The sequence below is a fragment of the Micromonospora sp. NPDC051924 genome, assembly GCF_055586005.1.
In genome coordinates this window covers 132,395-155,947 of record NZ_JBVJJA010000007.1, presented here as the reverse complement: position 1 = coordinate 155,947, position 23,553 = coordinate 132,395, and the positions used below count along the sequence as shown (strand labels likewise).

At 72.6% G+C, this 23,553-nt stretch carries 23 protein-coding genes; 11 read left to right on the top strand and 12 right to left on the bottom strand.

Annotated features, from left to right (window positions below):
• Position 1 precedes the first annotated feature (1 nt).
• Entirely contained in the window at positions 2 to 1,225 is a 1,224-nt protein-coding gene (locus tag ACZ6S5_RS08100; protein WP_465998975.1) for a tyrosine-type recombinase/integrase, read from the top strand.
• A 57-nt stretch (positions 1,226 to 1,282) separates the two neighbouring features.
• Here the strand turns inward: ACZ6S5_RS08100 and metH are convergent, their stop codons facing one another.
• Positions 1,283 to 4,798 carry a methionine synthase gene (gene metH / locus ACZ6S5_RS08095; RefSeq protein WP_465998973.1) on the bottom strand — a complete coding sequence of 1,172 codons (3,516 nt, stop codon included), beginning with the start codon at positions 4,796 to 4,798 and terminating at the stop codon, positions 1,283 to 1,285.
• Between the two features lie 261 nt (positions 4,799 to 5,059).
• On the opposite strand from metH, the gene ACZ6S5_RS08090 reads away from it, so the two are divergent.
• Both ACZ6S5_RS08090 and ACZ6S5_RS08085 read left to right on the top strand, forming a co-directional pair.
• Entirely contained in the window at positions 5,060 to 5,929 is an 870-nt protein-coding gene (locus ACZ6S5_RS08090; protein ID WP_030504102.1) for a PAC2 family protein, read from the top strand.
• 109 nt (positions 5,930 to 6,038) lie between these two features.
• On the top strand, positions 6,039 to 6,830 hold the full coding sequence (locus ACZ6S5_RS08085; RefSeq protein ID WP_465998971.1) for a GntR family transcriptional regulator: 792 nt from the start codon (positions 6,039 to 6,041) through the stop codon (positions 6,828 to 6,830).
• A gap of 40 nt (positions 6,831 to 6,870) precedes the next feature.
• Here the strand turns inward: ACZ6S5_RS08085 and mshC are convergent, their stop codons facing one another.
• The 4 genes from mshC to ACZ6S5_RS08065 all read right to left on the bottom strand — a co-directional run bounded on the left by mshC (position 6,871) and on the right by ACZ6S5_RS08065 (position 10,432).
• Positions 6,871 to 8,109, bottom strand: coding sequence for a cysteine--1-D-myo-inosityl 2-amino-2-deoxy-alpha-D-glucopyranoside ligase (gene mshC / locus ACZ6S5_RS08080; protein WP_465998969.1), 1,239 nt, complete (start codon positions 8,107 to 8,109; stop codon positions 6,871 to 6,873).
• A 67-nt stretch (positions 8,110 to 8,176) separates the two neighbouring features.
• A complete protein-coding gene (locus ACZ6S5_RS08075) occupies positions 8,177 to 8,995 on the bottom strand; it encodes an SCO1664 family protein (protein ID WP_465998967.1) in 819 nt (272 codons plus the stop codon).
• A complete protein-coding gene (locus tag ACZ6S5_RS08070; protein WP_465998965.1) occupies positions 8,992 to 9,570 on the bottom strand; it encodes a DUF3090 domain-containing protein in 579 nt (192 codons plus the stop codon). The genes ACZ6S5_RS08075 and ACZ6S5_RS08070 overlap by 4 nt, the downstream gene beginning before the upstream one ends.
• Before the next feature lie 157 nt (positions 9,571 to 9,727).
• Complete coding sequence (locus ACZ6S5_RS08065) at positions 9,728 to 10,432, bottom strand: histidine phosphatase family protein (RefSeq protein ID WP_465998963.1); 705 nt, start codon at positions 10,430 to 10,432, stop codon at positions 9,728 to 9,730.
• A gap of 698 nt (positions 10,433 to 11,130) precedes the next feature.
• Here ACZ6S5_RS08065 and ACZ6S5_RS08060 point away from each other — a divergent pair.
• A complete protein-coding gene (locus ACZ6S5_RS08060; protein WP_465998961.1) occupies positions 11,131 to 11,721 on the top strand; it encodes a hypothetical protein in 591 nt (196 codons plus the stop codon).
• 69 nt (positions 11,722 to 11,790) lie between these two features.
• On the opposite strand, the gene ACZ6S5_RS08055 is transcribed toward ACZ6S5_RS08060, so the two are convergent.
• The gene (locus ACZ6S5_RS08055; RefSeq protein ID WP_465998959.1) at positions 11,791 to 12,627 is read right to left on the bottom strand and encodes an undecaprenyl-diphosphate phosphatase; all 837 of its coding nucleotides are present in this window, start codon (positions 12,625 to 12,627) and stop codon (positions 11,791 to 11,793) included.
• Positions 12,624 to 13,676 carry an LLM class F420-dependent oxidoreductase gene (locus tag ACZ6S5_RS08050; RefSeq protein WP_465998957.1) on the bottom strand — a complete coding sequence of 351 codons (1,053 nt, stop codon included), beginning with the start codon at positions 13,674 to 13,676 and terminating at the stop codon, positions 12,624 to 12,626. Before ACZ6S5_RS08050 ends, ACZ6S5_RS08055 begins: the two co-directional genes overlap by 4 nt.
• 167 nt (positions 13,677 to 13,843) lie before the next feature.
• Between ACZ6S5_RS08050 and ACZ6S5_RS08045 the strand changes: the two genes are divergently transcribed.
• Positions 13,844 to 14,815, top strand: coding sequence for an aldo/keto reductase (locus ACZ6S5_RS08045; RefSeq protein ID WP_465998955.1), 972 nt, complete (start codon positions 13,844 to 13,846; stop codon positions 14,813 to 14,815).
• A gap of 80 nt (positions 14,816 to 14,895) precedes the next feature.
• Positions 14,896 to 15,087: a DUF5703 family protein gene (locus ACZ6S5_RS08040; protein WP_073838148.1), complete on the top strand. Its 192-nt coding sequence runs from the start codon at positions 14,896 to 14,898 to the stop codon at positions 15,085 to 15,087.
• A gap of 69 nt (positions 15,088 to 15,156) precedes the next feature.
• Here the strand turns inward: ACZ6S5_RS08040 and ACZ6S5_RS08035 are convergent, their stop codons facing one another.
• Positions 15,157 to 15,810 carry a hypothetical protein gene (locus ACZ6S5_RS08035; protein ID WP_465998953.1) on the bottom strand — a complete coding sequence of 218 codons (654 nt, stop codon included), beginning with the start codon at positions 15,808 to 15,810 and terminating at the stop codon, positions 15,157 to 15,159.
• Positions 15,811 to 15,868: 58 nt separating this feature from the next.
• Positions 15,869 to 17,197, bottom strand: coding sequence for a M20/M25/M40 family metallo-hydrolase (locus tag ACZ6S5_RS08030; protein ID WP_465998951.1), 1,329 nt, complete (start codon positions 17,195 to 17,197; stop codon positions 15,869 to 15,871).
• Positions 17,198 to 17,390: 193 nt separating this feature from the next.
• Between ACZ6S5_RS08030 and ACZ6S5_RS08025 the strand changes: the two genes are divergently transcribed.
• The 3 genes from ACZ6S5_RS08025 to ACZ6S5_RS08015 all read left to right on the top strand — a co-directional run bounded on the left by ACZ6S5_RS08025 (position 17,391) and on the right by ACZ6S5_RS08015 (position 19,338).
• The gene (locus ACZ6S5_RS08025; protein WP_465998949.1) at positions 17,391 to 18,008 is read left to right on the top strand and encodes a hemerythrin domain-containing protein; all 618 of its coding nucleotides are present in this window, start codon (positions 17,391 to 17,393) and stop codon (positions 18,006 to 18,008) included.
• A gap of 81 nt (positions 18,009 to 18,089) precedes the next feature.
• Entirely contained in the window at positions 18,090 to 19,076 is a 987-nt protein-coding gene (locus tag ACZ6S5_RS08020; protein ID WP_465998947.1) for a LysR family transcriptional regulator, read from the top strand.
• 19 nt (positions 19,077 to 19,095) lie between these two features.
• Complete coding sequence (locus ACZ6S5_RS08015; RefSeq protein ID WP_465998945.1) at positions 19,096 to 19,338, top strand: hypothetical protein; 243 nt, start codon at positions 19,096 to 19,098, stop codon at positions 19,336 to 19,338.
• A gap of 132 nt (positions 19,339 to 19,470) precedes the next feature.
• Here the strand turns inward: ACZ6S5_RS08015 and ACZ6S5_RS08010 are convergent, their stop codons facing one another.
• The 3 genes from ACZ6S5_RS08010 to ACZ6S5_RS08000 are packed head-to-tail and all read right to left on the bottom strand — an operon-like array spanning position 19,471 to position 22,582.
• The gene (locus ACZ6S5_RS08010) at positions 19,471 to 19,821 is read right to left on the bottom strand and encodes a DUF3140 domain-containing protein (protein WP_465998943.1); all 351 of its coding nucleotides are present in this window, start codon (positions 19,819 to 19,821) and stop codon (positions 19,471 to 19,473) included.
• Entirely contained in the window at positions 19,821 to 19,994 is a 174-nt protein-coding gene (locus ACZ6S5_RS08005) for a hypothetical protein (RefSeq protein ID WP_465998941.1), read from the bottom strand. The genes ACZ6S5_RS08010 and ACZ6S5_RS08005 overlap by 1 nt, the downstream gene beginning before the upstream one ends.
• Before the next feature lie 38 nt (positions 19,995 to 20,032).
• A complete protein-coding gene (locus tag ACZ6S5_RS08000) occupies positions 20,033 to 22,582 on the bottom strand; it encodes an ATP-dependent Clp protease ATP-binding subunit (RefSeq protein WP_465998939.1) in 2,550 nt (849 codons plus the stop codon).
• Between the two features lie 140 nt (positions 22,583 to 22,722).
• On the opposite strand from ACZ6S5_RS08000, the gene ACZ6S5_RS07995 reads away from it, so the two are divergent.
• Together ACZ6S5_RS07995 and ACZ6S5_RS07990 are read left to right on the top strand one after the other, a co-directional pair.
• Positions 22,723 to 23,100, top strand: coding sequence for a hypothetical protein (locus tag ACZ6S5_RS07995; RefSeq protein ID WP_465998937.1), 378 nt, complete (start codon positions 22,723 to 22,725; stop codon positions 23,098 to 23,100).
• Positions 23,101 to 23,282: 182 nt separating this feature from the next.
• Positions 23,283 to 23,543 carry a hypothetical protein gene (locus tag ACZ6S5_RS07990; protein ID WP_465998935.1) on the top strand — a complete coding sequence of 87 codons (261 nt, stop codon included), beginning with the start codon at positions 23,283 to 23,285 and terminating at the stop codon, positions 23,541 to 23,543.
• The last annotated feature ends 10 nt before the right edge of the window (positions 23,544 to 23,553 follow it).

Genomic DNA, 23,553 nt, shown 5'->3' with positions numbered 1-23,553 from the left:
CATGGCCCACATCGTCGACCGCTGGTATCGCACAGTCACCGGGCCGGACGGTAAGTCCCGCCAGGAGCCGAAACCCGAATGCGGCCAGGGAATGCGCTACCGCGTCCGGTACACCGCGCCGGACGGCAAGGAGAAGTCGCAGTCGTTCCCAGACAAGAAGAAGCGGGAGGCGCAAGCCTTCCTCGCCCGCGTTCAGGCCGACATCCTCAAGGGCACCTACGTCGACCCGGACGCTGGCCGCATCACCTTCAAGCGGTACGCCGATGACTGGCTTGCCGCCGCCACAACCGACGAACTGACCCGGGACCGGCTCGAATACGAGTTCCGGCTCCACGTCTACCCCGCTTTCGGGGACCAGGCCCTCACCGCCATCCAACCCGCCACCATTCGCGCCTGGGCCCACCAGCTGCAAACCAAGGGCCTGGCGGCCAGCTATCGCCGCATCCTGTTCAATGACGTGTCCATGATCTTCAACGCGGCCGTCGACGACCGGAAGGTGGTCAGCAACCCGTTCGCGGTCAAGACGATCCGACCACCGAAATACCAAGCGCCGAAGGTGGTCCCCTGGCCAAACGATCTACGCGCCCGCTTCCGCACTGCCGTCGCCGACCGCTACCGGGTCACCGTCGACCTGGGCGCCGGCTGCGGCCTACGGCAGGGTGAGATCTTCGGCGTCAGCCCCGACGACCTCGATGAGGCCCGACCGGTCCTGCACGTGACTCGTCAGGTCAAGCTCGTCCGAGGACGCCTGATCTTCGCGCCGCCAAAGGGCGGCAAGGTCCCCGATGTTCCACTACCGGAGTCGGTGTCACGCCGGCTCACCGAGCACGCGAAGCAGTACCCGCCGGTCGACGTCACCCTCCCGTGGGGTACCTCGACTGGCGAGCCGCGGACGGTGTCGCTCTACCTGACTACCCCGGCCGGAACGGCGTTGAGCCGGACGGCCTTCAACTCGGGCGTCTGGAAGCCCGCCATCCGCGCGACCGGCGTCCCCGACAACCGGCACAACGGCATGCACGTGCTCCGGCACACCTACGCCTCGGTCCTGCTGGACGCCGGCGAGAGCGTCAAGGCCCTCTCGGCATACCTGGGGCACTCCGATCCCGGCTTTACCCTCCGGATCTACACGCACCTGCTGCCGACCAGCGAGGACCGCACCCGTCGCGCGATCGACCACGCCTTCGCCGACGACCCGCAGACGCCCGACGGCCTGGAGACGGCATGATCATGCGAATCAGAGCCATCCCAGGTGCTGCACCGCAGGTCAGAGCGCCTGCGGTGATCACTTGGCGTTGAAGTAGTTCGCCTCCGGGTGGTGCACCACGATCGCGTCGGTCGCCTGCTCGGGGACCAGCTGGAACTCCTCGGACAGCTGCACCCCGATCCGCTCCGCGCCCAGCAGCCTCACGATCTTCGCCCGGTCCTCCAGGTCCGGGCAGGCCGGGTAGCCGAACGCGAACCGGCAGCCCCGGTAGTCGGTGCGCAGCAGGCCGGCCAGGTCGGCCGGGTCGTCGTCGGCGACGGTACGCCCGCCCGGCAGGGTCAGCTCGGTGCGGATCCGCCGGTGCCAGTACTCGGCCAGGGCCTCGGTGAGCTGGACCGACAGGCCGTGGACCTCCAGGTAGTCGCGGTACTCGTTGCCGGCGAACATCTTCGCGGTGTACTCGCTGATCGGCTGGCCGACGGTGACCAGTTGCAGCGCGACCACGTCCAGCTCGTCGCCCTTCGGGCGGAAGAAGTCGGCCAGGCACAGCCGCCGCTCCTGCCGCTGGCGGGGGAAGGAGAACCGGGCCCGCTCGCGCTGCCCCTGCTCGTCCAGCACCACCAGGTCGTTGCCCTCGGAGTACGCCGGGAAGTAGCCGTAGACCACCGCCGCCTCGAGCACCTGGTCGGCGGTGAGCCGGTCCAGCCAGTAGCGCAGCCGGGGCCGTCCCTCGGTCTCCACCAGCTCCTCGTACGACGGGCCCTGGCCGCCCCGGGCGCCGCGCAGCCCCCACTGGCCGAGGAAGGTGGCCCGCTCGTCGAGCAGCGCCGCGTAGTCGGCCAGCGGCACCCCCTTGACGACCCGGGTGCCGAAGAACGGCGCGGTGGGCACCGCCACGTCGGCGGCCACGTCGGAGCGGACCGAGGCGTCGTCCAACTCGGGCAGCGCCTCGCGGACCATGGTCCGCTGCCGCTCGCGCCGCTCGCGGCGGGCGGCCAGGGCGGCCTCCCGCTCCGGGTCGATCACCGGGGCGCCGCCGCGCTTGGCGGTCATCACCCGGTCCATCAGGGACAGCCCCTCGAACGCGTCGCGGGCGTAGTGCACCTGGCCGGGGAACATCGACCGGAGGTCGTCCTCGACGTACGCCCGGGTGAGCGCCGCCCCGCCGAGCAGGACCGGCCAGCGCTCGGCGACCCCGCGGGTGGCCATCTCGGCCAGGTTCTCCTTCATGATGACCGTGCTCTTGACCAGCAGCCCGGACATGCCGATCGCGTCGGCCCGGTGCTCCTCGGCGGCGTCGAGGATCACGTTGATCGGCTGCTTGATGCCGATGTTCACGACCTCGTAGCCGTTGTTGGACAGGATGATGTCGACCAGGTTCTTGCCGATGTCGTGCACGTCGCCCTTGACGGTGGCGAGCACGATGCGGCCCTTGCCGCCGTCGTCGGCCTTCTCCATGTGCGGCTCCAGGTACGCCACGGCGGTCTTCATCACCTCGGCGGACTGGAGCACGAACGGCAGCTGCATCTGGCCGGAGCCGAACAGCTCGCCGACCACCTTCATCCCGTCCAGCAGCAGGTCGTTGATGATGGACAGCGGGGCGCGCCCCTCGGCCATCGCGGTGTCCAGGTCGGCCTCCAGGCCGTTGCGCTCACCGTCGATGATCCGCCGCTTGAGCCGCTCGTCCAGCGGCAGCGCGGCCAGTTCCTCGGCCCGGGTGGCCCGGGCGGAGGCGGCGTCGACGCCCTCGAAGATCTCGATGAACCGCTGCACCGGGTCGTAGCCCTCGCGGCGGCGATCGTAGATCAGGTCGAGGGCGGCCTCGCGCTGCTGGTCGGGGATCTTCGACATCGGCAGGATCTTGCTGGCGTGCACGATCGCCGAGGTGAGGCCGGCCTGTGCGCACTCGTGCAGGAAGACCGAGTTGAGCACCTGCCGGGCGGCCGGGTTGAGTCCGAACGAGACGTTGGAGATGCCGAGGGTGAAGTTGACCCCCGGGTACCGGGCGGCGATCTCCCGGATCGCCTCGATGGTCTCGATGCCGTCCCGGCGGGTCTCCTCCTGGCCGGTGGCGATCGGGAAGGTCAGCGCGTCGATGAGGATGTCCTCCCGGTGCAGCCCCCAGCGGCCGGTCAGGTCCTCGATCAGCCGGACCGCGACGCGTACCTTCCAGTCCCGGGTGCGGGCCTGGCCCTCCTCGTCGATGAGCAGGGCGACCACGGCGGCGCCGTGCTCCGTGACCACCGGCATGACCCGGGCGTAGCGGGAGTCGGGGCCGTCGCCGTCCTCGAAGTTCACCGAGTTGACCACGCAGCGCCCGCCGAGCATCTCCAGCCCGGCCTCGACCACCGCCGGCTCGGTGGAGTCCAGCATGATCGGCAGGGTGGAGGCGGTGGCGAACCGGCCGGCCAGTTCCCGCATGTCCGTGGTGCCGTCCCGGCCGACGTAGTCGACGCAGAGGTCGAGCAGGTGTGAGCCGTCCCGGGCCTGGCCGCGGGCGATCTCGACGCAGGCCTGCCAGTCGGCGGCGAGCATGGCCTCGCGGAAGGCCTTGGAGCCGTTGGCGTTGGTCCGCTCCCCCACCATCAGGATGCTGGCGTCCTGCGCGAACGGCACGTGGTGGTAGATCGAGGAGACACCCGGCTCGGGCTTCGGCTCCCGGACCACCGGCCGGGTGCCGCGCAGCCGCTCCACCAGCACCCGGATGTGCTCCGGGGTGGTGCCGCAGCAGCCCCCGACCAGGGCGACGCCGTAGTCGGCGACGAACCGCTCCAGGGCGTCGGCCAGTTCCACCGGGGTCAGCGGGAAGTACGCCCCGTCGGCGGTCAGCACGGGCAGGCCGGCGTTGGGCATCACGGAGATCGGGATCCGCGAGTGCTGGGACAGGTAGCGCAGGTGCTCGCCCATCTCGGCCGGGCCGGTCGAGCAGTTGAGCCCGATCAGGTCGACGCCGAGCGGCTCGATGGCGGTGAGCGCGGCGCCGATCTCGCTGCCCAGCAGCATCGTGCCGGTGGTCTCCATGGCGACCTGGCAGATGATCGGCACGTCGCGGCCCAGCTCGGCCCGGGCCCGCTTCGCGCCGACCACGGCGGCCTTGACCTGGAGGAGGTCCTGGCAGGTCTCGATGATCAGCGCGTCGGCCCCGCCGGCGATCAGGCCGGCGGCGTTCTCCTGGTACGCGTCGCGCAGCGAGGCGTAGCCGGCGTGGCCGAGGGTGGGCAGCTTGGTGCCCGGTCCCATCGAGCCGAGCACGAAGCGCGGCTGCTCCGGCGTGGCGTACGCGTCGGCGGCCGCCCGGGCCAGCCGCGCGCCGGCCTCGGAGAGCTCGCGAATCCGCTCGGCGATGCCGTACTCGGCGAGGTTCGGCAGGTTGGCGCCGAAGGTGTTGGTCTCGACGCAGTCCGCGCCCGCGGCCAGGTACGCCTCGTGCACGCCCCGGACCACGTCCGGGCGGGTGACGTTGAGGATCTCGTTGCAGCCCTCGAGGCCGTCGAAGTCGTCCAGGGTCAGGTCGGCCGCGTGGAGCATGGTCCCCATCGCCCCGTCGGCGATGAGGATCCGGTCCGCCAGCACATCGAGCAACGAAGTCCGCACAGGGCCAGATTAGTGCGGCAAGTCGGAACCGGGTCGCGGCACGGGCCGGTTCCCACATACTGTCAGCCGGATCACCGTACCCCCTTCATCCGTTTCGTCCGGGTGGTCGGGCTCCTCGACCGGCGCGGCCGACGGGCCGCATCCCGCGCCGGCACGTAGGCTGGCGGACGTGAAGGACATCAGGGACGCGACCGTGCACGGCGGGCGGACGTCCGGGCGGGGACCCGGCGCCGCTCCCGACGAGCAGGGTGAGGTGACGGCGTGACCGAGTTCGACGGGCTGCCGGTGCTGCGGTCCCCGGTCGCCATCGCGGCCTTCGAGGGGTGGAACGACGCGGCGGACGCCTCCACCGCCGCCGTGGAGCACCTGGAGCAGGTCTGGCAGGCCCGGCAGGTGACCGAGCTGGACCCCGAGGACTTCTACGACTTCCAGGTGAGCCGGCCGACCATCACCATGGCCGACGGGGAGACCCGTCGGGTGGAGTGGCCGACCACGCGCTTCATGGTCGCCAGTCCCGAGGGCACCGAGCGGGACGTGGTGCTGATCCGGGGAATCGAGCCGAGCATGCGCTGGCGGACCTTCTGCGAGCAGGTGCTGGAGATCTGTCACAGCCTGGAGGTCGAGCGGGTGGTGCTGCTCGGCGCGCTGCTGGCGGACGTGCCGTACACCCGGCCACTGCCGATCAGCGGCAGCGCCTCGGACGCCGACGCGGCCAAGCGCTACCAGCTCACCCCCACCCGCTACGACGGGCCGACCGGCATCGTCGGCGTGTTGCACGACGCCTGCACCCGGGCCGAGGTCGACGCCGTCTCGTTCTGGGTGCACGTGCCGCACTACGCCAACAACCCGCCCTGCCCCAAGGCCACCCTGGCCCTGCTGCACCGGGTCGAGGAGGTGCTCGACCTGCCGGTGCCGATGGCCGACCTCGCCGAGGAGGCCGCGGAGTGGGAGCAGCGGGTGCGCAGCGCCGCCGAGCAGGACGCCGAGCTGGGCGAGTACGTCCGCGAGCTGGAGGAGCGGGTCGGCGACGCCGGCATCACCCCGCTGACCGGGGACGAGATCGCCCAGGAGTTCGAGAAGTACCTGCGCCGCCGGGGCGGCTCGGCCGGTCCGACCGCCGGCTCCTGGTGATCGCCGGGAAACCGGGCTCCGAGAGGAGCCCGGTTTCTTCGTGTCCGGGATGGCGCGCTCACCCCCGCTAGGGCATCCTAGGAACCTAGCTGTCCATGAGGAGGCGGGCATGCAGATCAATCCCGGCGCGGCCGAGTTCCCGCACCGGCAGATCGCCGCGCAGCTCAAGGCCCAGGTCCGCCGCGGCGACTGGGCGCCGGGCGAACGGCTGCCGTCCATCCCGGCCATCGCCGAGATGTTCGGCGTGGCGAAACAGACCGTGCAGCGCGCCGTCGACCAGCTGCGGGTCGAGGGCATCCTGATCACCAAGCCCGGCTCCGGTACGTACGTCCGGGGCACCCGGCGCCGGCTCAACCGGCTCTCCCGGGGCCGCTACGGCGGCTTCCGGGGTTACCACACCGACCTGGCCGCCCGGTACAAGCAGCAGCTCGTCTCCGTCGGCCGCGCCCCGGCCCCGCCCGAGGTGGCCGACGCGTTCGGCGTGCCCGACGGCACCGAGCTGCTCTGCCGGCGGCACCTGGTCCGCACCGACGAGTCGCCGGTGGAGGTCGGGGCGTCCTGGTTCCTGCCGGGCGACACCAACGACACCAGCCTGGAACGGGCCGAGGCCTTCGGCCGGCCGCTCTACCAGGAGGCCGAGGAGGTCACCGGGCGGCGCTACGTCACCGCGGCCGACACGATCAGCGCCCGCCAGCCCAGCCGGGAAGAGGCGGAGGTCCTGCAGATCCGCCCCGACACCCCGGTGCTGCACCTGCTGCACGTCGCGTACGACGAGCGGCGCAAGCCGATCGAGGTCGCGCAGGCCACCTGGCCCGGCCCGATGACCACCCTCACCGAGGAGTACAAGATCCCCGCCCCGGCCGAGGACCCCGACCCCGACCCGGGCCTGGTCCTCGGCTGATCGCCACGTCGCCCCGCCCGCCTCGCGCCCTGAGGGTGGGTCAGAGGCGGATGCCGAGGAGGGCGTCGACGGTGTCGGCGAAGAGCTTCGGGGCGCCCGCGTCGTCGGCGACGCCGGCGAGGGCCTGCGCGGCCCAGGCGTCCGCCACCGCGATCGCGCCGGCGGTGTCGAGATCGTCGGCGAGGCGGGCGCGTACCCCGGCCAGCAGCTCGTCCCCGGCGGGGCCGGCCGGCGAGGCGGCGGCCCGACGCCAGCGGGCCAGCCGCTCCTCGGCGACGGAGAGCAACTCCTGCGTCCACGACCGGTCGGTGCGGTAGTGCCCGCTCATCAGGGCCAGCCGGACCGCCATCGGGTCCACCCGGTCCGCCCGCAGCCGGGAGACGAAGACCAGGTTGCCCCGGGACTTCGACATCTTCTCGCCGTCCAGGCCGATCATGCCCGCGTGCACGTAGTGGTCGGCGAACGGCGCCTGGCCGGTGAGCCGCTCGGCGTGCGCCGCCGAACACTCGTGGTGCGGGAAGAGCAGGTCGTTGCCGCCGCCCTGCACCGAGATCCGGTCGCCGAGCAGGTTCAGTGCGATCACCGCGCACTCGATGTGCCAGCCCGGCCGGCCCGGGCCCAGGTCGCCGCCGGGCCAGGACGGCTCGCCCTCCCGGGCACCCCGCCACAGCAGCGGGTCGAGCGGGTCGCGCTTGCCGGCCCGGTCCGGGTCACCGCCGCGCTCCGGGAAGATCTCCAACATCTCGTCCCGGGACAGATTCGACTCGTAGCCGAACTCGGGGGCGGCGCTGATGTCGAAGTAGACGTCGCCGGTGCCGTCGTCGAGCCGGTACGCGGCACCGTCCTTGAGCAGGACGAGCACCTTCTCCGCGATGTCCGGGATCGACTCGACCGCGCCGACGTAGTGCTCGGGCGGGATGATCCGCAGCGCCTCCATGTCCTCGCGGAACAGCGCGGTCTCCCGCATCGCCAGGACCTTCCAGTCCTCGCCGTCGCGCTCGGCCCGCTCCAGCAGCGGGTCATCGATGTCGGTGACGTTCTGCACGTACCGCACGGTCAGGCCGGCGTCCCGCCACATCCGCTGCGCCAGGTCGAACGTGATCATCGTGGCGGCGTGGCCGAGGTGGGTGGCGTCGTACGGGGTGATGCCGCAGACGTACATCGTGGCGCCACCGTCGGGCCGGCTCGGGTGGACACCTTGCCGCGCCGAGTCGTACAACCTCAGTGGCTCGCCCGTACCCGGCAGCCGTGGCACCTCGTGTCCCGCCCAAGACTCCATGACCGCCAGCCTAACGATCCGTCAGGGGCCCGGCTGCGATCCCCCAAGTGATCAACGCGACAGCGGTTCACATGGGCGGCCAGGGCATCGCCGGCCAGTCCGCCGGGGGCAGCGGGAACCGGCCGGTCCCGCGCAGCCGCTCCACCCGGGTCGCCAGCTCGGCGACCTCGCTGATGGTCAGATGCTCGGCGAGCTCGTCGCCGAGGGCACCGGCGAGCTGGCCGGCCAGCCCGTCCAGCATCTCCACCGCGTCCGGCGGCAGCTCCCGGCCGGCCCAGCCCCAGAGGACCGTACGCAGCTTCTCCTCGACGTGGAAGCAGACGCCGTGGTCGACCCCGTAGATCCGGTCGTCGGGGCCGACGATGACGTGCCCGCCCTTGCGGTCGGCGTTGTTGAGCACGGCGTCGAGGACGGCGAGCCGGGCCAGCCGCGGGTCGTCGGCGTGCGCCAGGGCGTACGCGGCCCCGTCGTCGTCCCGCGCCGCCGCGACCGGGAACCAGCGCGGCGGCACCGCCTCGGCCGGCACGAAGCCGACCAGCGGCTCGGCGTCCTCCGGCTCGTCGATCCAGAGCTGGCAGGAACCGGGCCCGAACGGGCCGTCCCGCAGCACCGTCGGCGGCACCAGGTCCCAGCCGGCGGCCCGGGAGACCAGGTACGCGGACACCTCCCGGCCGGCGAGCGTCCCGTCCGGGAAGTCCCAGAGCGGCCGCTCGCCGCGGACCGGCTTGTAGACGCAGCGGGCCGTCAGGCCGTCCAGGGTGAGGATGCCGCGCAGGGTGGTGTTGGAGGCGTCGACCAGCCGCCCCTCCAGGTCCAGCTCACCGTCGCTGAGCAGTCGCAACGCGGCGGCGCCGTCCTGTCGGGGCTGGAGTTCCGACGAGGTCACCGGTGATAACCGTTGTGCCGCGGGCAGAGGTGACCCGCCGGGTCCAGCGGCTGGCCGCAGAGCGGGCAGGGCGGGCGCCCGGCGTTGACCACCCGGCGGGCACGCTCGATGAAGGCACGGGTCGCCGTGGGGGTCAGCCGGACCCGGAGCCGGTCGAGGTCGTCGTCCGGCTCGTCCGGGTCCTCGTCCTCGTCGTCGTCGGCGTCGCCCAGCTCGACCTCGACCTCCGCCTCCCCGACGGCGATCGCCTCGATCACCACGGTGGCGGTGTCCACGTCGAAGGCCAGGCCCAGCGTGCCGACCCGGAACTCCTCGTCGACCGGCGTGTCCAGCGGGTCGTTGTCGCCGACCGCGGGGGCCGTCTCCGGCAGGTCGACGCCGAACCGGCGCTGCGCCTCGGAGAGCAGCTCCTCCAGCTTCTCGGCGAGGAGGGACACCTGCACCTTCTCCAGCGCGACGCTGACCAGCCGGCCACCGCCACGCGCCTGGAGGAAGAACGTACGCTCCCCCGGCGGGCCGACGGTTCCGGCGACGAACCGCTCCGGCGGCTCGAAGGCGTGCACCTGGTGGGTCATACCCACGACCCTATCCGGAGGGCGAGAGCGTCGCGCAGCCCACCGACGCCGAATCCGCCCAGGGCGAAACGCCGGGGACCGCACAGGCGGTTCCCGGGCGTGGCGGGCCGACTCCTCGCGATCTGCCGGGTTCGCCGAATCGGCTCACGCCTCGCGCTCACGGTGTCGCCCCCGCGCCGCCGCCCACCGCCGCGTCCGAGTCCGCCTTCCGCGCCGCCCGCCGGCGCCGCTTGCGCGGTGGCGGCACCAGGCTGCCCAGGTCACCGCCGGTGTCGTTGAGCCGGACCAGGAACGGCCGCAGCGGCGTGTAGCGGATCGCGGTCACCGACGCCGGGTCCGCCACGATCCGCTGGAAAAGATCCAGGTGTACGCCCAGCGCGTCCGCCACGATGGCCTTGATCACATCGCCGTGGCTGCACGCCAGCCACACCGCCTCCGGCCCGTGCTCGGCGGAGACCCGGGCGTCCCAGGCGCGTACCGCCGCGACCGCCCGCGCCGCCATCGCCGCCATCGACTCCCCCTCGGGAAAGACGGCGGCGCTCGGGTGCTGCTGCACCACCGGCCAGAGCGGCTCCTTCGCCAGCTTTTTCAGCGGCTGGCCCTCCCAGCTGCCGTACCCGCACTCGATCAACCCCTCCTCGACGATCGGCTCGGCCTCCGGCAGGGCCAGTTCGAGGGTCTGCCGGCAGCGGATCAGCGGGCTGGTCACCACCGTCGCCAGGGGTAGCCCCTTCAGCCGCTCGCCGACCGCCGTGGCCTGGGCCCGACCGGTCTCGTCCAGCTCGACCGGTTGCCGGCCGGCCAGGCCGCCATCGGCGTTCGCGGTGGTCCGGCCGTGTCGCAGAAGCAGAAGGGTCGCCACGCCGCCCAGCCTAGGTGCTCACCATCGGCCGCCGTGCCCGGCTCCAGCCGGTCAACGCCCCCCGGTCTCAGACTCCGCGCAACATCGGGGAAGTTGCTGCCTCGCCGCGGCGGGAGGCAGCAGTTTCGCCGAACTTGAGCGGATCCTGGGGCAGGGCGGGCGCGGTTTGCGGCGTGTGGGGGTGTCGCGGGGGCCGGATGGCGCGACGTGCGGCGGGCCGGGTTGATCATGGCGGCTTCCCCCGGGGGCGGGTTGGAGTTATGTGCCCGATGTCCGGATGCCGGCCGGCGTCGCCGTCACGGGTGTAACGCCATGGAGGTCACCGGGGTCCGGAGACGTCCATGGCGTTCCACCGACGGGCCGGGCGGGTGAGCGGTGTGGTCGCCGGTGGGGTGTGGTGTCCGGTTTGGGGGTGTGACTGGGGGCATCCGGGGGTCGGAATGGTGGCCGGGGTGGGGTCGTTGTATCCGGTGAACGGCCGAGGAAGACCGCCCCGCCCGACGGGGTGACGGGCCCCGGGAATGGTGGTGGGTCGCCGGTCGTTACACATGGTCCCGGCGCCGCGAAGAGGCCCAGCCCCGCGAGCGTCGGATCCCCCTGAAAGACTTTCCCCCTTGTTTGAGCGCCTGACGGTGCTTGCGCACCCGCCGACCCCCCCGTCGGTGTGTGGTGTGCCAACCCCCGAATGGAGCTTTCCCATGAACACGATGCTGCGTAAGAGCGTTCTTGGTGTTGCTGGTCTGGCCTTCACCGGTGGTGTGTTCGCCGGTCCGATCGCCGCGCATGCTGAGGCTCGTCCCGTGGAGGGCAAGCCGGTCGCGGTCGCGGTGCAGGCGGACAAGCCGGACGCGGGCAAGCTGATTCCGCATGGTGTGCAGGGCGCCCAGTCGAAGATCACCCTGAACGGCGAGCAGGTGGCGAATGTGAAGGCGATCATCGCCGCGACGAAGAAGGCGGGTCTGCCGGAGCGGGCCGCGGTCATCTCGATCGCCACGTCGCTGCAGGAGTCGAAGCTGGAGAACCTGGGTCACCTCGGCGACCAGAATGACCACGACTCGCTGGGCCTGTTCCAGCAGCGCCCGAGTTCGGGTTGGGGTACGCCGGAGCAGATCACCAACCCCGAGTACTCGACCCTCGCGTTCGAGAAGGGCCTCAAGCAGGTCGACGGCTGGCAGGACATGCCGCTGACCCAGGCCGCGCAGACGGTGCAGGTGTCGGCCTACCCGGACGCCTACGCCCAGTGGGAGCAGCAGGCCGCCGACCTGGTCGCCCAGCACTGGAACAACTGACCCACACCCGAACAACACGCTGGCCGGCACCCCCACCACGGGGTGCCGGCCAGCGGCGTATCCGGGTCCTCAGGTCGCGCTGATCGTTCCGGTGAGCAGCAGGCACAGCACCAGGGTGCCGAGCGCCACCCGGTACAGCACGAAGAGGTACAGGGTGTGGTGGGCGACGTAGCGCAGCAGCCAGGCGATGGCCGCGTAGCCGATGGCGAAGGCGATCACCGTGGCGACGATCATCTGCGCCCCGCTCGGCGCGGCGGTGCCGGGCGCGGAGGGTTCGAAGACGTCCGGGATGCTGAACACGCCGGACAGCACCACCGCCGGGATGGCCAGCAGGAACGAGTACCGCGCCGCGGTCTCCCGGGTGAGGTTGAGCAGCAGGCCGAAGGTGAGCGTGCCGCCGGAGCGGGACACCCCGGGGATCAGCGCCATCGCCTGGGCGAAGCCCATGACCACGCCGTCGCGCATCCGGAAGTTCTCCAGCGTGCGGGTCTGCCGCCCCCAGTATTCGGCGAAGGCCAGCACCAGCGCGAAGAAGATCAGCGTGAAGGAGATCAGGTACAGGTTCCGGCCGGCGGTGCGGATCTGGTCCTTGAACAGCAGGCCGAAGAGCCCGATCGGGATGGTGCCGATGATGACGTACCAGCCCATCCGGTAGTCGAGGCTGGACCGGACCGACCGGTCGACCAGCCCGAGGAACCAGGTACGGATGATCCGCCAGATATCCTTGAAGAAGTAGATGAGCACGGCCGCCTCGGTGCCGAGCTGGGTCACCGCGGTGAACGACGCGCCGGCGTCCCGGCCGAAGAAGATCGCCGAGGTGATCCGCAGGTGCCCGGAGGACGAGACGGGCAGGAATTCCGTGAGCCCCTGGACGATGCCCAGGACGATGGCCTCGACCCAGGTCACTCGCCGACTCCGGACAGTTCGAGGGCCTCGGCGACGGTACGCAGGGTCTGCACGCCACTCTCCCGGTCGGCGGCGAACAGCGTCACCGACAGGGTGGTCACGCCGGCGGCGGCGTAGTCCCGCATCCGCTCGGCGATGCGCTCCTTCGGCCCGAGCAGCGAGGTGCGGTCGATGAACTCCATCGGCACCGCGGCGGCCGCGTCGCGCTGCCGCTTGGCCAGGTAGAGGTCCTGCACCTCGCGGGCGGCGTCGCCGTAGCCCATCCGGGTGGCGAGCTGGTTGTAGAAGTTCTGCTGCCGGCTGCCCATCCCGCCCACGTACAGCGCGGCGTACCAGCGGACCAGCTCGGCGCAGCTGGCGATGTCGTCGCCGACCACCACCGGCACCGACGGGACCACGTCGAAGCCGGCCAGCTCCTTGCCGACCCTGGCCCGCCCGGCCCGCACGGAGGCCAGCTGCTCCTCGGCGAACTCCGGGGCGTAGAAGACGGCCAGCCAGCCGTCGGCGATCTCGCCGGCCAGCTCCAGGTTCTTCGGCCCGACCGCGGCCAGGTAGATCGGGATGTGCTCGCGCGGTGGGTGGAAACCCAGCCGCAGCGCCTTGCCCGGCCCGTCCGGCAGCGGCAGGGTGTAGTGCTCGCCGTCGTACGCGACCTCCTTGCGGGCGATCGCCAGCTTCACGATGTCGACGTACTCCCGGGTCCGGGCGAGGGGCTTGGCGAACCGGACCCCGTGCCAGCCCTCGGAGACCTGCGGGCCGGACACCCCCAGGCCGAGCCGGAACCGGCCGCCGGAGAGCGCGTCGATGGTCGCCGCCGTCATCGCGGTCATCGCCGGGGTTCGGGCGGGGATCTGCATGACCGCGCTGCCCACGTCGATCCGCTCGGTCTGGCCGGCCATCCAGGCCAGCATGCTCGGCGAGTCGGAGCCGTAGGCCTCCGCGGCCCACACCACCGAGTAGCCGAGCCGGTCCGCCTCCTGGGCCAGAGCCAGGTGGTCGGCGGGCGTGCTCCACGCCGTCTGGTATCCGAGGCTGAGCCCGAGTCGCACTGGTCCTCCCACCATCCGCACCACAGGTCGCATCAGGTTACGCAATGCGGGTGGCGGAGCCGATCACCGGCTCACCCCGAACAGGCCACACCCGGCCCGAGGATGGAGCAGGAAGTTGACTCCGGGCGAGGATATCCGTGACGGCAGGTTCGAAATAAGGTTCACCCATGCAACAGCGACCGCTCGGCCGAAGCGGGCTGGCGGTTTCGCGGCTCGCGCTCGGCACCATGACCTGGGGACGGGACACCGACGCCGACGACGCGGCCGCCCAGCTGAAGAGCTACCTGGACGCGGGCGGCAACCTGGTGGACACCGCCGACGTGTACGCCGACGGCGACGCCGAGTCGGTGATCGGGTCGCTGCTGGGCAGCCTGGTCCCCCGCGACGACCTGCTCATCGCCACCAAGGCGGGGCTGCGGCCGGGCAGCGGCCGCCGCCGGGACAACTCCCGCGGCCACCTGCTGCGCACCCTGGATGCGTCGCTGCGCCGGCTCGGCGCCGACCACGTGGACCTCTGGCAGGTGCACGGGTACGACCCGGACACCCCGCTGGAGGAGACCCTCGCCGCTCTGGACCACGCGGTGTCCAGCGGGAAGGCCCGGTACGTGGGGGTGTCGAACTTCTCCGGCTGGCAGACCGCCCGCGCCGCCGCCTGGCAGGCCGCCTGGCCGGGCCGGGCCCCGGTGGTCGCCGCCCAGGTGGAGTACTCGCTGCTGGAGCGGGGCGTGGAGCGCGAGGTGCTGCCCGCCTGCGAGGCGCTGGGGCTGGGCGTGCTGCCCTGGTCGCCGCTGGGCCGCGGGGTGCTCACCGGCAAGTACCGCAACGGCCGCCCGGCGGACTCCCGGGCCGCCTCGCCGCACTTCGAGCGGTTCGTCACTCCGTACCTGGAGCCGCGCTGCTCCAGCATCGTGGAGGCGGTCGCCACGGCCGCCGGCGGGCTGGGCGTGTCGCCGATGGAGGTGGCGCTGGCGTGGATCCGGGACCGGCCCGGGGTGACCGCGCCGATCCTCGGCGCCCGCACCGTCGGGCAGCTGCTCGGCGCGCTCCAGGTGGAACGGATGACGCTGCCGGAGGAGATCGTCACCGCGCTGGACGACGTCTCGGCGGTGCCGGTCGGCTACCCGGAACGGGACGGCTGAGCCGAGCCGCCGCCCGACACGCGATTCAGCTCACCGTCCGGGGGTGGCGGCGGGCTTCCGGGCTGGGCAGCATAGGGGTCATGGACTACGAATACGCGCCGCTGCGGTTGCCCGCGAATGTCGACCGGTTGACCGCCGCGGCGCAGCTGGCGATCCAGGCGGAGTTCTCCGGTTGGGAGTTGGCCCGGGTGCGGCTGTACCGGGACGGAACGCGGCAGGTGATGCTGCGCCGTCGCCGGGTGAACCAGCCGCAGCCGGGCCTGTCGTACTGAGGACGTACCCAGGGACGACGGCACCCCGCGGGCCCGCACCGCACGGTCGGGCCCCGGGGGCGTCACGGCCTAGTGGGCGTGGTCGTGTTCGTCGTCGAGCTCCAGGAACGGGTGCTCGTCGAGCCGGCCGACCAGGCGGTCGTCGGCGGCCGGCTGGAACGGGCCGACCGGGTCGTCGTCGTCGAACGACTCCAGGTCGACCGGGGTGCCGACCTCGCTGACCATGACCACGCCGTCGAGCGGCTCCAGCTCGGGCACGTCCAGCGCGCTGAGCGAGCCGTCGCCGCTCTGCAGCAGCTCCAGCACCGCCTCGCCGACGCCCTCGACAGGGGCCGGCTCGTCCTCATCCGGGGTGCCCTCGCGGCGGGCCGCCTCGGCCGCCCGGATTAGGGCGGAGACGCTCGGCACCCGGTAGTCGCGGCGCTGCCGCACCGAGATGACCCGCGGGTGCGGGTCGGTGGCCTCGACGCCCTCGACGCCGCCGAAGCGCTCGTCGGCCTCGTTCGGGTCGATCGACTCGACGTCCCAGGGGGTCACCTCGCCGAAGGCGTCGAGCAGCTGCTCGTCGTACGCGAAGGAGGCGTTGTTCAAGGCGACGTACGCCTGCCAGACGGCGTCGTCGTCGATCCGGCCCTGGGCGGCGCGGACGGCGGCCAGGTGGGCGCGGGCCGCGTCGATCACCCGCTCGAGGGCGGCGTCCAGCTCACCGTGCTGGTCGGTCATGTGAGGCAGTCCCTTCCGATAGGGGATTCCGCGCCGACGGGTGACGCGACGGACACGGTTAGCAGTTGCGGAGAAACCGGTCGAGAACCCGCACGCCGAACTGTAGTCCGTCGACCGGGACCCGCTCGTCGATGCCATGGAACAGCCCGGAGAAATTGAGGTCGGCGGGCAGCCGCAGCGGCGCGAAGCCGAAGCAGCGGATGCCGAGCGGGGAGAACGCCTTGGCGTCGGTCCCGCCGGAGAGCATGTACGGCACCGGGCGGGCGCCCGGGTCCTCGGCGCGCAGCGCGGCGGACATCGCGGCGACCAGATCGCCGTCGAAGGTGGTCTCCAGGGCCGGCTGGCGCTGGACGTACTCGATGTCGATGTCCGGTCCGACCAGCTCGCGCAACTGCTGCTCCAGCAGCTCCGACTGCCCGGGCAGGCTGCGGCAGTCGATGGTGGCGGTGGCCCGGCCGGGGATGACGTTGTCCTTGTAGCCGGCGTTGAGCCGGGTCGGGTTGGCGGTGCTGCGAATGGTGGCGCCGACGATGTTGGCGATCGGCCCCAGCTTGGCGATCGCGGTCTCCGGGTCGTCCGGGTCGATCTCGATGCCGAGGACGTCGGCGACCTCCGCCAGGAACGCGCGCACGGTGGCGGTGAGCGTCACCGGGAAGCGGTGCCGCCCGATCCGGGCCACCGCCTCGGCCAGCGCGGTGACCGCGTTGTCGTCGTGGATGAACGAACCGTGGCCGGGGCGGCCCTTGGCGTGCAGCCGCAGCCAGTCGATCCCCTTCTCGGCGGTCTCGATGAGGTAGAGCCGGGTGGCCTCGTCGACCGAGTACGAAAAGCCGCCCACCTCGCCGACCGCCTCGGTGCAGCCGTCGAAGAGGTGCCGGTGCCGCTCCGCCAGGAACCGCGCGCCGTAGTCGCTGCCGGCCTCCTCGTCGGCGGTGAACGCGAGCACGATGTCGCGGGACGGGCGGACGCCGGTGCGCTGCCAGCCGCGGACCACGGCGAGCACCATCGCGTCGAAGTCCTTCATGTCGATCGCGCCGCGGCCCCACAGGTAGCCGTCGCGGACCTCGCCGGAGAACGGGTGCACCGACCACTCGTCGGGGTCGGCCGGCACCACGTCGAGGTGGCCGTGCACCAGCAGCGCGTCCCGGCCCGGGTCGGTGCCCGGGATGCGGGCGACCAGGTTGGCCCGGCCGGGCGCGGACTCGTGGATCTCCGCGTCGACGCCGACCTCGGCGAGCTTCTCCGCGACGTACTCCGCCGCGCGGCGTTCCCCGACGCTGGTGTCGTTGTCCCCGGTGTTGGTCGTGTCGATGCGCAGCAGGTCGCGGCAGAGGTCCACGACCTCGTCGGTGGGGTTCGGTCGGGCGGGGGTGGCGTCGCTCGTCATCGCTTCTTCATACCAGCCGGCCCGGACGTCCGACCCACCCCCGCCGGGCGGCGGTTTCGCGGATCGCGCGGACGGGTACCGCCGCACCGTCCCGGACCACCACACCCGTCGATCGGCTGTCCCGGGCCGCGGCGCGGCGTCAGACGCGCCGAGCCCGGACGGCCTCAGGACGCCACCAGTCGAGGAGGGCGCCATGACCGTTCCCCTGCCCCCGTTGCCGCCCGCCGCCGACGACGCGTACCGGCCGGGTGGGCGGAGCCTGGCCGACATCGTGGACCGGGAGCACCGGGCGCTGCTCGGCCTGGCCGAGCAGGTCATCGACGCGCGGCTGACGGCCGAGCGCCGGCGGGAGGTGCTGGACGTGCTCACCGCCGCGGTGTCCCGGCATCTCTCCGCCGAGGAGCAGTACCTCTTCCCCGCCGCCCGGGCCGCCGTGCCGCAGAGCTCCGACCTGGTGGATCGGGAGATCGAGGCGGACGCCGCGCTGCTGACCGCCCTGAAAGGACTGTCCGGGGCCGACGACGCGGCGCTCGCCGACGTGGCCGACCGGGTGGCCCGGCACGTCAGCCGGGTCGCCGCGCTCGTCACTCCGCTGCGGGAGGTGGCGACCGACGCCGAGCTGATCCGGCTGGGCAACCGGTGGGAGATCGCCGAGGAGGCGGCGCCGACCCGGCCGCACCCGGGCACCCCGGCCACCCCGCCGTGGAACAAGATCGTGGAGCCGGCGGTCGGCGTGCTGGACAAGGTCCGGGACGCGGTGACCGGCCGGCGTACCCACCTGTCGGATCTGGAGCGCCCGCGCGGCCACTGAGCCCAGTGGATCGACCGATCGGCATGCGCCGATGGCGGGACGCCCCTTCCGCGCGCCGCTTCGTGGTCCTACCGTCACCGTATGAATCTGGAGCTGCGACACCTGCGGGTGGTCTGCGCGATCGCCGAGACGGGCAGCGTAACCAAGGCCGCCTCCACCCTCGGCCTGGCCCAGCCGGCGTTGACCGCCCAGCTCCAGCGCATCGAACGGGCCCTCGGCGGGCCGCTCTTCGAGCGGGACCGCCGGGGTGCCCGGCCCACCCCGCTGGGTGAGCTGGTGCTCGACCGGGCCCGGGTGCTGCTGCCGGCGATGAAGGGGCTGCAGGACGAGGCGGCCCGGCTGGCCGGCGCGGGCGACCCCCTGCGGCGGTACCGGTTCGGTGGGGTGAACAGCCCGATCCTCGGCCGGCTGGTGCACCGGCTCGCCGCCGAGCAGCCCGAGGTGCAGATCACCACCTACGCCTCCTGGTCGGTGGACGAGCTGGCCCAACTGGTGGCCGGCGGCCGGCTCGACTTCGCGCTCACCGGCGTGTGCGGCGACGCCACGCCGTCGGCCGAGTTCGGGCTGAGCTGGCGGGAGGTCGCCGTGGACCCGGTCTTCGTGCTGCTGAAGCAGACCCACCCGATGGCCGACCGGGACGAGATCCGCCTGGTGGACCTGCACCGCGAGCAGTGGGTGGCGGCGCCGGGCGACGGCTGCTTCGGCGACTGCTTCGCCGCCGCCTGCGCCCGCGCCGGGTTCACCCCCCGGAAGGTGTACGAGGCGGACGTGCGCGGCTGCCTGGACCTGGTCGACGCGGGCGAGGTGGTGGCGCTGTGCCAGGCCACCTTTCGTCCGGTCGCCGGCCTGGTGACCCGCCGGCTGGCGGGGGCGCCGCTGCGCTGGCGGCTGCTGCTCGGCTGGCACCCGGACGCGCCGGCCGCCCGGGTCGCCGAGACGGTGCTGGAGACGGCGGTGGCCGCGTACACCGACGCCCTGGCCAACCACCCGGACTACCTGGCCTGGCTGCTGCGCCACCCGGACTTCGGGGCGCAGGCGGCGACGGCCGGCGGGGTGCGAAGCGCCTGAACGCGGGTATCACGCCGGCATGACTGACCTGTACCCCGCCGCCGACCAGCGGGAGCTGCTGCGCCAGGCGGCCGCCGCGCACACCGCCGCCGCCGCCGACGTCGAGACCTTCCTGCGCCGGCTGCCCGAGGTGCCCGAGCCGGCGGACATCACCGAGTACGCCAACCTGCTCAGCCGCGAGGAACGTGCCCGCGCCGACCGCGAGGCGGCGGCCGACGCCGCCGGCCTCCAGCTCCCGAGCCTCGAATCCGAGTACGAGTAGCCCTGCTCCGCTCCGTCAATCATGAGGTTGGCGCACCCGGACCGGCGGGTCGGGGTGGCCAACCTCATGATTGACGCCGTGTGCCTGTAGGGATCGACGCCGCGCCCGTCGGGGCACGGCGTCGCGGTGCGGTCAGCGTTCGATGAGGACGTCGTGGCCGAGGTCGAGCAGGGAGTGCCGCCACTCGTCGTCGGCGTTGCCGCGGCGCGGCTTCTCCGCGGTGAGCGCCCGGATCCGCTCGATGGCGTCCTGCATCACCTCGATGTCCTCCGGAGTGAGGTCCACCTTTCGCTTGGTCAGCACGTGGAGGATCTGCCGGCCGGGCTCGGGCAGGTCGAGGTCCGGGTTCGGACCGAACGCCTCCTCCCCCGACCCACGGGTCAGCAGCCACTGCCGCAACTTCTCGGAGGGGACGTTCACCTCGGCGTGGAAGTCGTCCCAGATCACCTCGACCTCGGGGTCGAGTCGCGCCTCGCGTACCATCACGCCTCCTCTGCCGGCGGCGGCCCGGACGGCGTCCGGTCGCCCTCACCCTGCTCGCTCTGCTGCTTCAGGCCCTCCGGCGGCACCTTGACCCGGGACGGGTTCGCCGTCGGGGGCGCGACGATCGGCTCGCTGCGTTCCGTGTCCTCCCGGGTCTCCTCGGGTTCGGTCATCTCCGCCCTCCGCTCCGTCCGGGCTGGGCCGTCCTGGCTCATCGGGGGTGGGACGTGGTCGCGGCGGTGTAGCCGCGGTCACTGGCGCCCACTTCGAAGACGAGCTGCCCGTCCCGCGCGTCCACGGCGACCTTCTGCCCCGGGGAGATCTCGTTCTCCAACAGCATGCGGGAGAGCCGGTTGTCCACCTCCCGCTGGATCACCCGGCGCAGCGGCCGGGCGCCGAACTCGGGCTGGTAGCCGTGCTCGGCCAGCCAGTCGATGCCGGCGGTGGTGAAGTCGACCTGGATGTCCTGCGCGTGCAGCCGGCGGCGGGTCTCCTCCAGCAGCAGCTCGGTGATCTCCCGCAGCTGCTCGGCCTCGAGCCGCTGGAAGATGATCACCTCGTCGATCCGGTTGATGAACTCGGGCCGGAAGTTCTCCTGCAGCCGCCGCATCAGCCGTTCCCGCAGCTCGCTGGCCTCCTGCTGGCCGGGCTCGCCGGTGGCGAAGCCGACCGTGCGCTGGGTGCCGGTGATCAGTTCCGAGCCCAGGTTGCTCGTCATGATCAGTACGGTGTTCTTGAAGTTCACCGTGCGGCCCTGGCTGTCGGTGAGCCGGCCGTCGTCGAGCACCTGGAGCAGGATGTTGAACACGTCCGGGTGGGCCTTCTCGATCTCGTCCAGCAGCACCACCGCGTACGGGCGGCGACGGACCGCCTCGGTGAGCTGGCCGGCCTCCTCGTAGCCGACGTATCCGGGCGGCGCGCCGACCAGCCGGCTGACCGTGTGCCGCTCCTGGAACTCGCTCATGTCCACCCGGACCATCCGGTCCGCCTCGCCGAAGAGCGCCTCGGCGAGGGCCCGGGCCAGCTCCGTCTTGCCGACACCCGTGGGGCCGAGGAAGAGGAAGCTGCCCATCGGCCGGTTCGGGTCGGCCAGGCCGGTACGGGAGCGGCGCACCGCCTCGGCGACGGCGCTGACGGCCTCGTCCTGGCCGACCACCTTCTCGTGCAGGTGACCCTCCAGGCGCAGCAACCGGTCGCGTTCCTCCTCGGTGAGCTGGTTGACCGGGATGCCGGTGGCCCGGGAGACCACCTCGGCGATCTCCTTCGGCCCCACCTCCGGCACGTGGTTGGGGCCCTCGTCACCACGGGCGCGCCGGATCTGGTCCTCCAGCTCGGCGGTCCGGTCGCGCAGCTGGGAGGCCCGCTCGTACTGCTCGTCGGAGACCGCCTGCTCCTTGTCCCGGCGTACCTCGTCGAGCTGCTGCTCCAGCTCACGCACGTCGGCGGCCGGGGTACGGGTGCGCAGCCGGACCCGGGCGCCGGCCTGGTCGATCAGGTCGATCGCCTTGTCCGGCAGGTACCGGTCGGTGATGTACCGGTCGGACAGCTCGGCGGCGGCCACCAAGGCCTCGTCGGTGAACCGCACCTGGTGGTGGGCCTCGTAGCGGTCGCGCAGGCCGCGCAGGATGGCGATGGTGTCCTCGACGCTGGGCTCGGGCACCAGCACCGGCTGGAACCGGCGGGCCAGCGCGGCGTCCTTCTCGATGCTGCGCCGGTACTCGTCCAGCGTGGTCGCGCCGATCACCCGCAGCTCGCCGCGGGCCAGGGCCGGCTTGAGCATGTTGGACGCGTCCATGCCACCCTCGCTGCCGGCGCCACCCGCGCCGACCAGGGTGTGGATCTCGTCCAGGAAGATGATCAGCTCCTCCCGGTGGGCGCGGATCTCGTCGATCACCTTCTTCAGTCGTTCCTCGAAGTCGCCCCGGTAGCGGGTGCCGGCCACCAGGCCGGCCAGGTCGAGTTGGATGACCCGCTTGCCGATCAGGGTCTGCGGCACGTCGCCGTCGCAGATCCGCTCGGCGAGCCCCTCCACGATGGCGGTCTTGCCGACGCCGGCTTCACCGATCAGCACCGGGTTGTTCTTGGTCCGCCGGGACAGGATCTCCACGGCCTGCTCGATCTCGTCGGCCCGGCCGATCACCGGGTCGATCTGGTCCATCCGGGCCAGCTCGGTGAGGTCCTGACCGTACTGGTCCAGGGTGGGGGTGCCCCGGTCCGGCTTCGGGCCCGTCATCGGGCCGCGTTCGGCGCTGGCCGCCTGCAACGACTCGGGCTGGATCCGGCCGGCGGCGAGCATCCGGCCGGCCGGCGACTCCGGGTTGAGCGGCAGGGCCATCAGGATGTGCTCGGGACCGATGTAGTTCGCGCCCATCGCCCGGGAGAGCTGGTGCGCGTCGAGCAGCGCCCGCTTGGCCGCCGGGGTGAGCGACAGGTTCGGCGGCACCTCGCCCCGCGGCGCCCCCTCGCCCCGGCCGCCGAGGGCGTTGACCAGCGCGTCCGGGTCGGCGCCGGCCCGGCGTACCAGGTCGCGCAGCGGCTCCCGTTGCAACGCCGCCCAGAGCAGGTGGTCGGTGTCCAGGTCGTTGCTGTGCTTCTGGGCGGCCCGGCGGGCCGCGTCGGCGAGCATCTCCCGCGCGTCGGCGGTCATCAGCCGGGTGATGTCGACCCGGTGCGCCGGCCGGCGTCCCCCCTCGCCCCGGCCGAAGTACCGGGCCAGGAACTCGTCCCACGGGTCGTTGCCGAAGTCACCGGGTCCCATCATCTCTGTCCTCCGCAGTCGGTCGGCACGGCCGGGGCGCGACATGGCGCGGCACGGTCGGCGGTGGCTACCCGGCGGTCGGCGCGACAAACGCGGCGGGCCGGGCGCGGGGCCCCGGCCGGCCCGGGTGGCAGGCTGGGGTCATGGAGACCAGGCCGCTGCTGATCGTCGACGGCGCGAACGTGGTGGGCTCCCGCCCGGACGGCTGGTGGCGGGACCGGGCCGGGGCCGCCGCCCGGCTGCGCGACGCGCTGGTGCCGCTGGCCGAGGCCGGCGTACCCCCGGAGCTGCCGCCCCCGGTGGAGGTGGTGCTGGTGCTGGAGGGCGCGGCGCGGGACGTGCCCGCGGTGCCCGGTGTCACCGTTGTGGCCGCGCCGGGCTCCGGCGACGACACCATCGTCGACCTGGTCGCGGCGGCGCCGGACCGGCGCCGGGTGGTGGTCACCGCCGACCGGGAGCTGCGGTCCCGGGTGGGCACGCTGGGCGCCGAGGTGTACGGCCCGCGCCGGCTGCCCCGCTGAGCTGGCCGCCGACGGGACCGGTTGTCCCACCGGCGGGACCATCCGCGAGCGGCCACCCGGGCTCTTCCCGCACGTCAAGGGCACAATCGGACAGCGGGGCAGGAACACCGCGAGGGCGGATGTTCGTCCACCCGTCGGGATGGGTTGTAATGGAGATCTCCCTTGCCCCCAGGAGGTCCCCCGTGGCGAGCGTCGCCGAGCTGAAGGCAGCCATCGATGTCGCCCTCCAGCAGATAGGTGACGGGCAGACAGCCGTGCACGCGGCCGGCGAGAAGCTGGCCGAGGCGCAGCAGACCCTGGCCGGCGCGTTGGAGGGCAGCGGGCACGAGACCGTCGAGGCGGCCCAGGCGTCGCTGACCCAGGCCGCCCAGGAGCTGGAGGAGTGCCTCTCCGCCACCCTGGTCGCGGTCGAGCAGGCGCAGCTCTACGTCGCCACGCTCTGAAGGGCCGGCC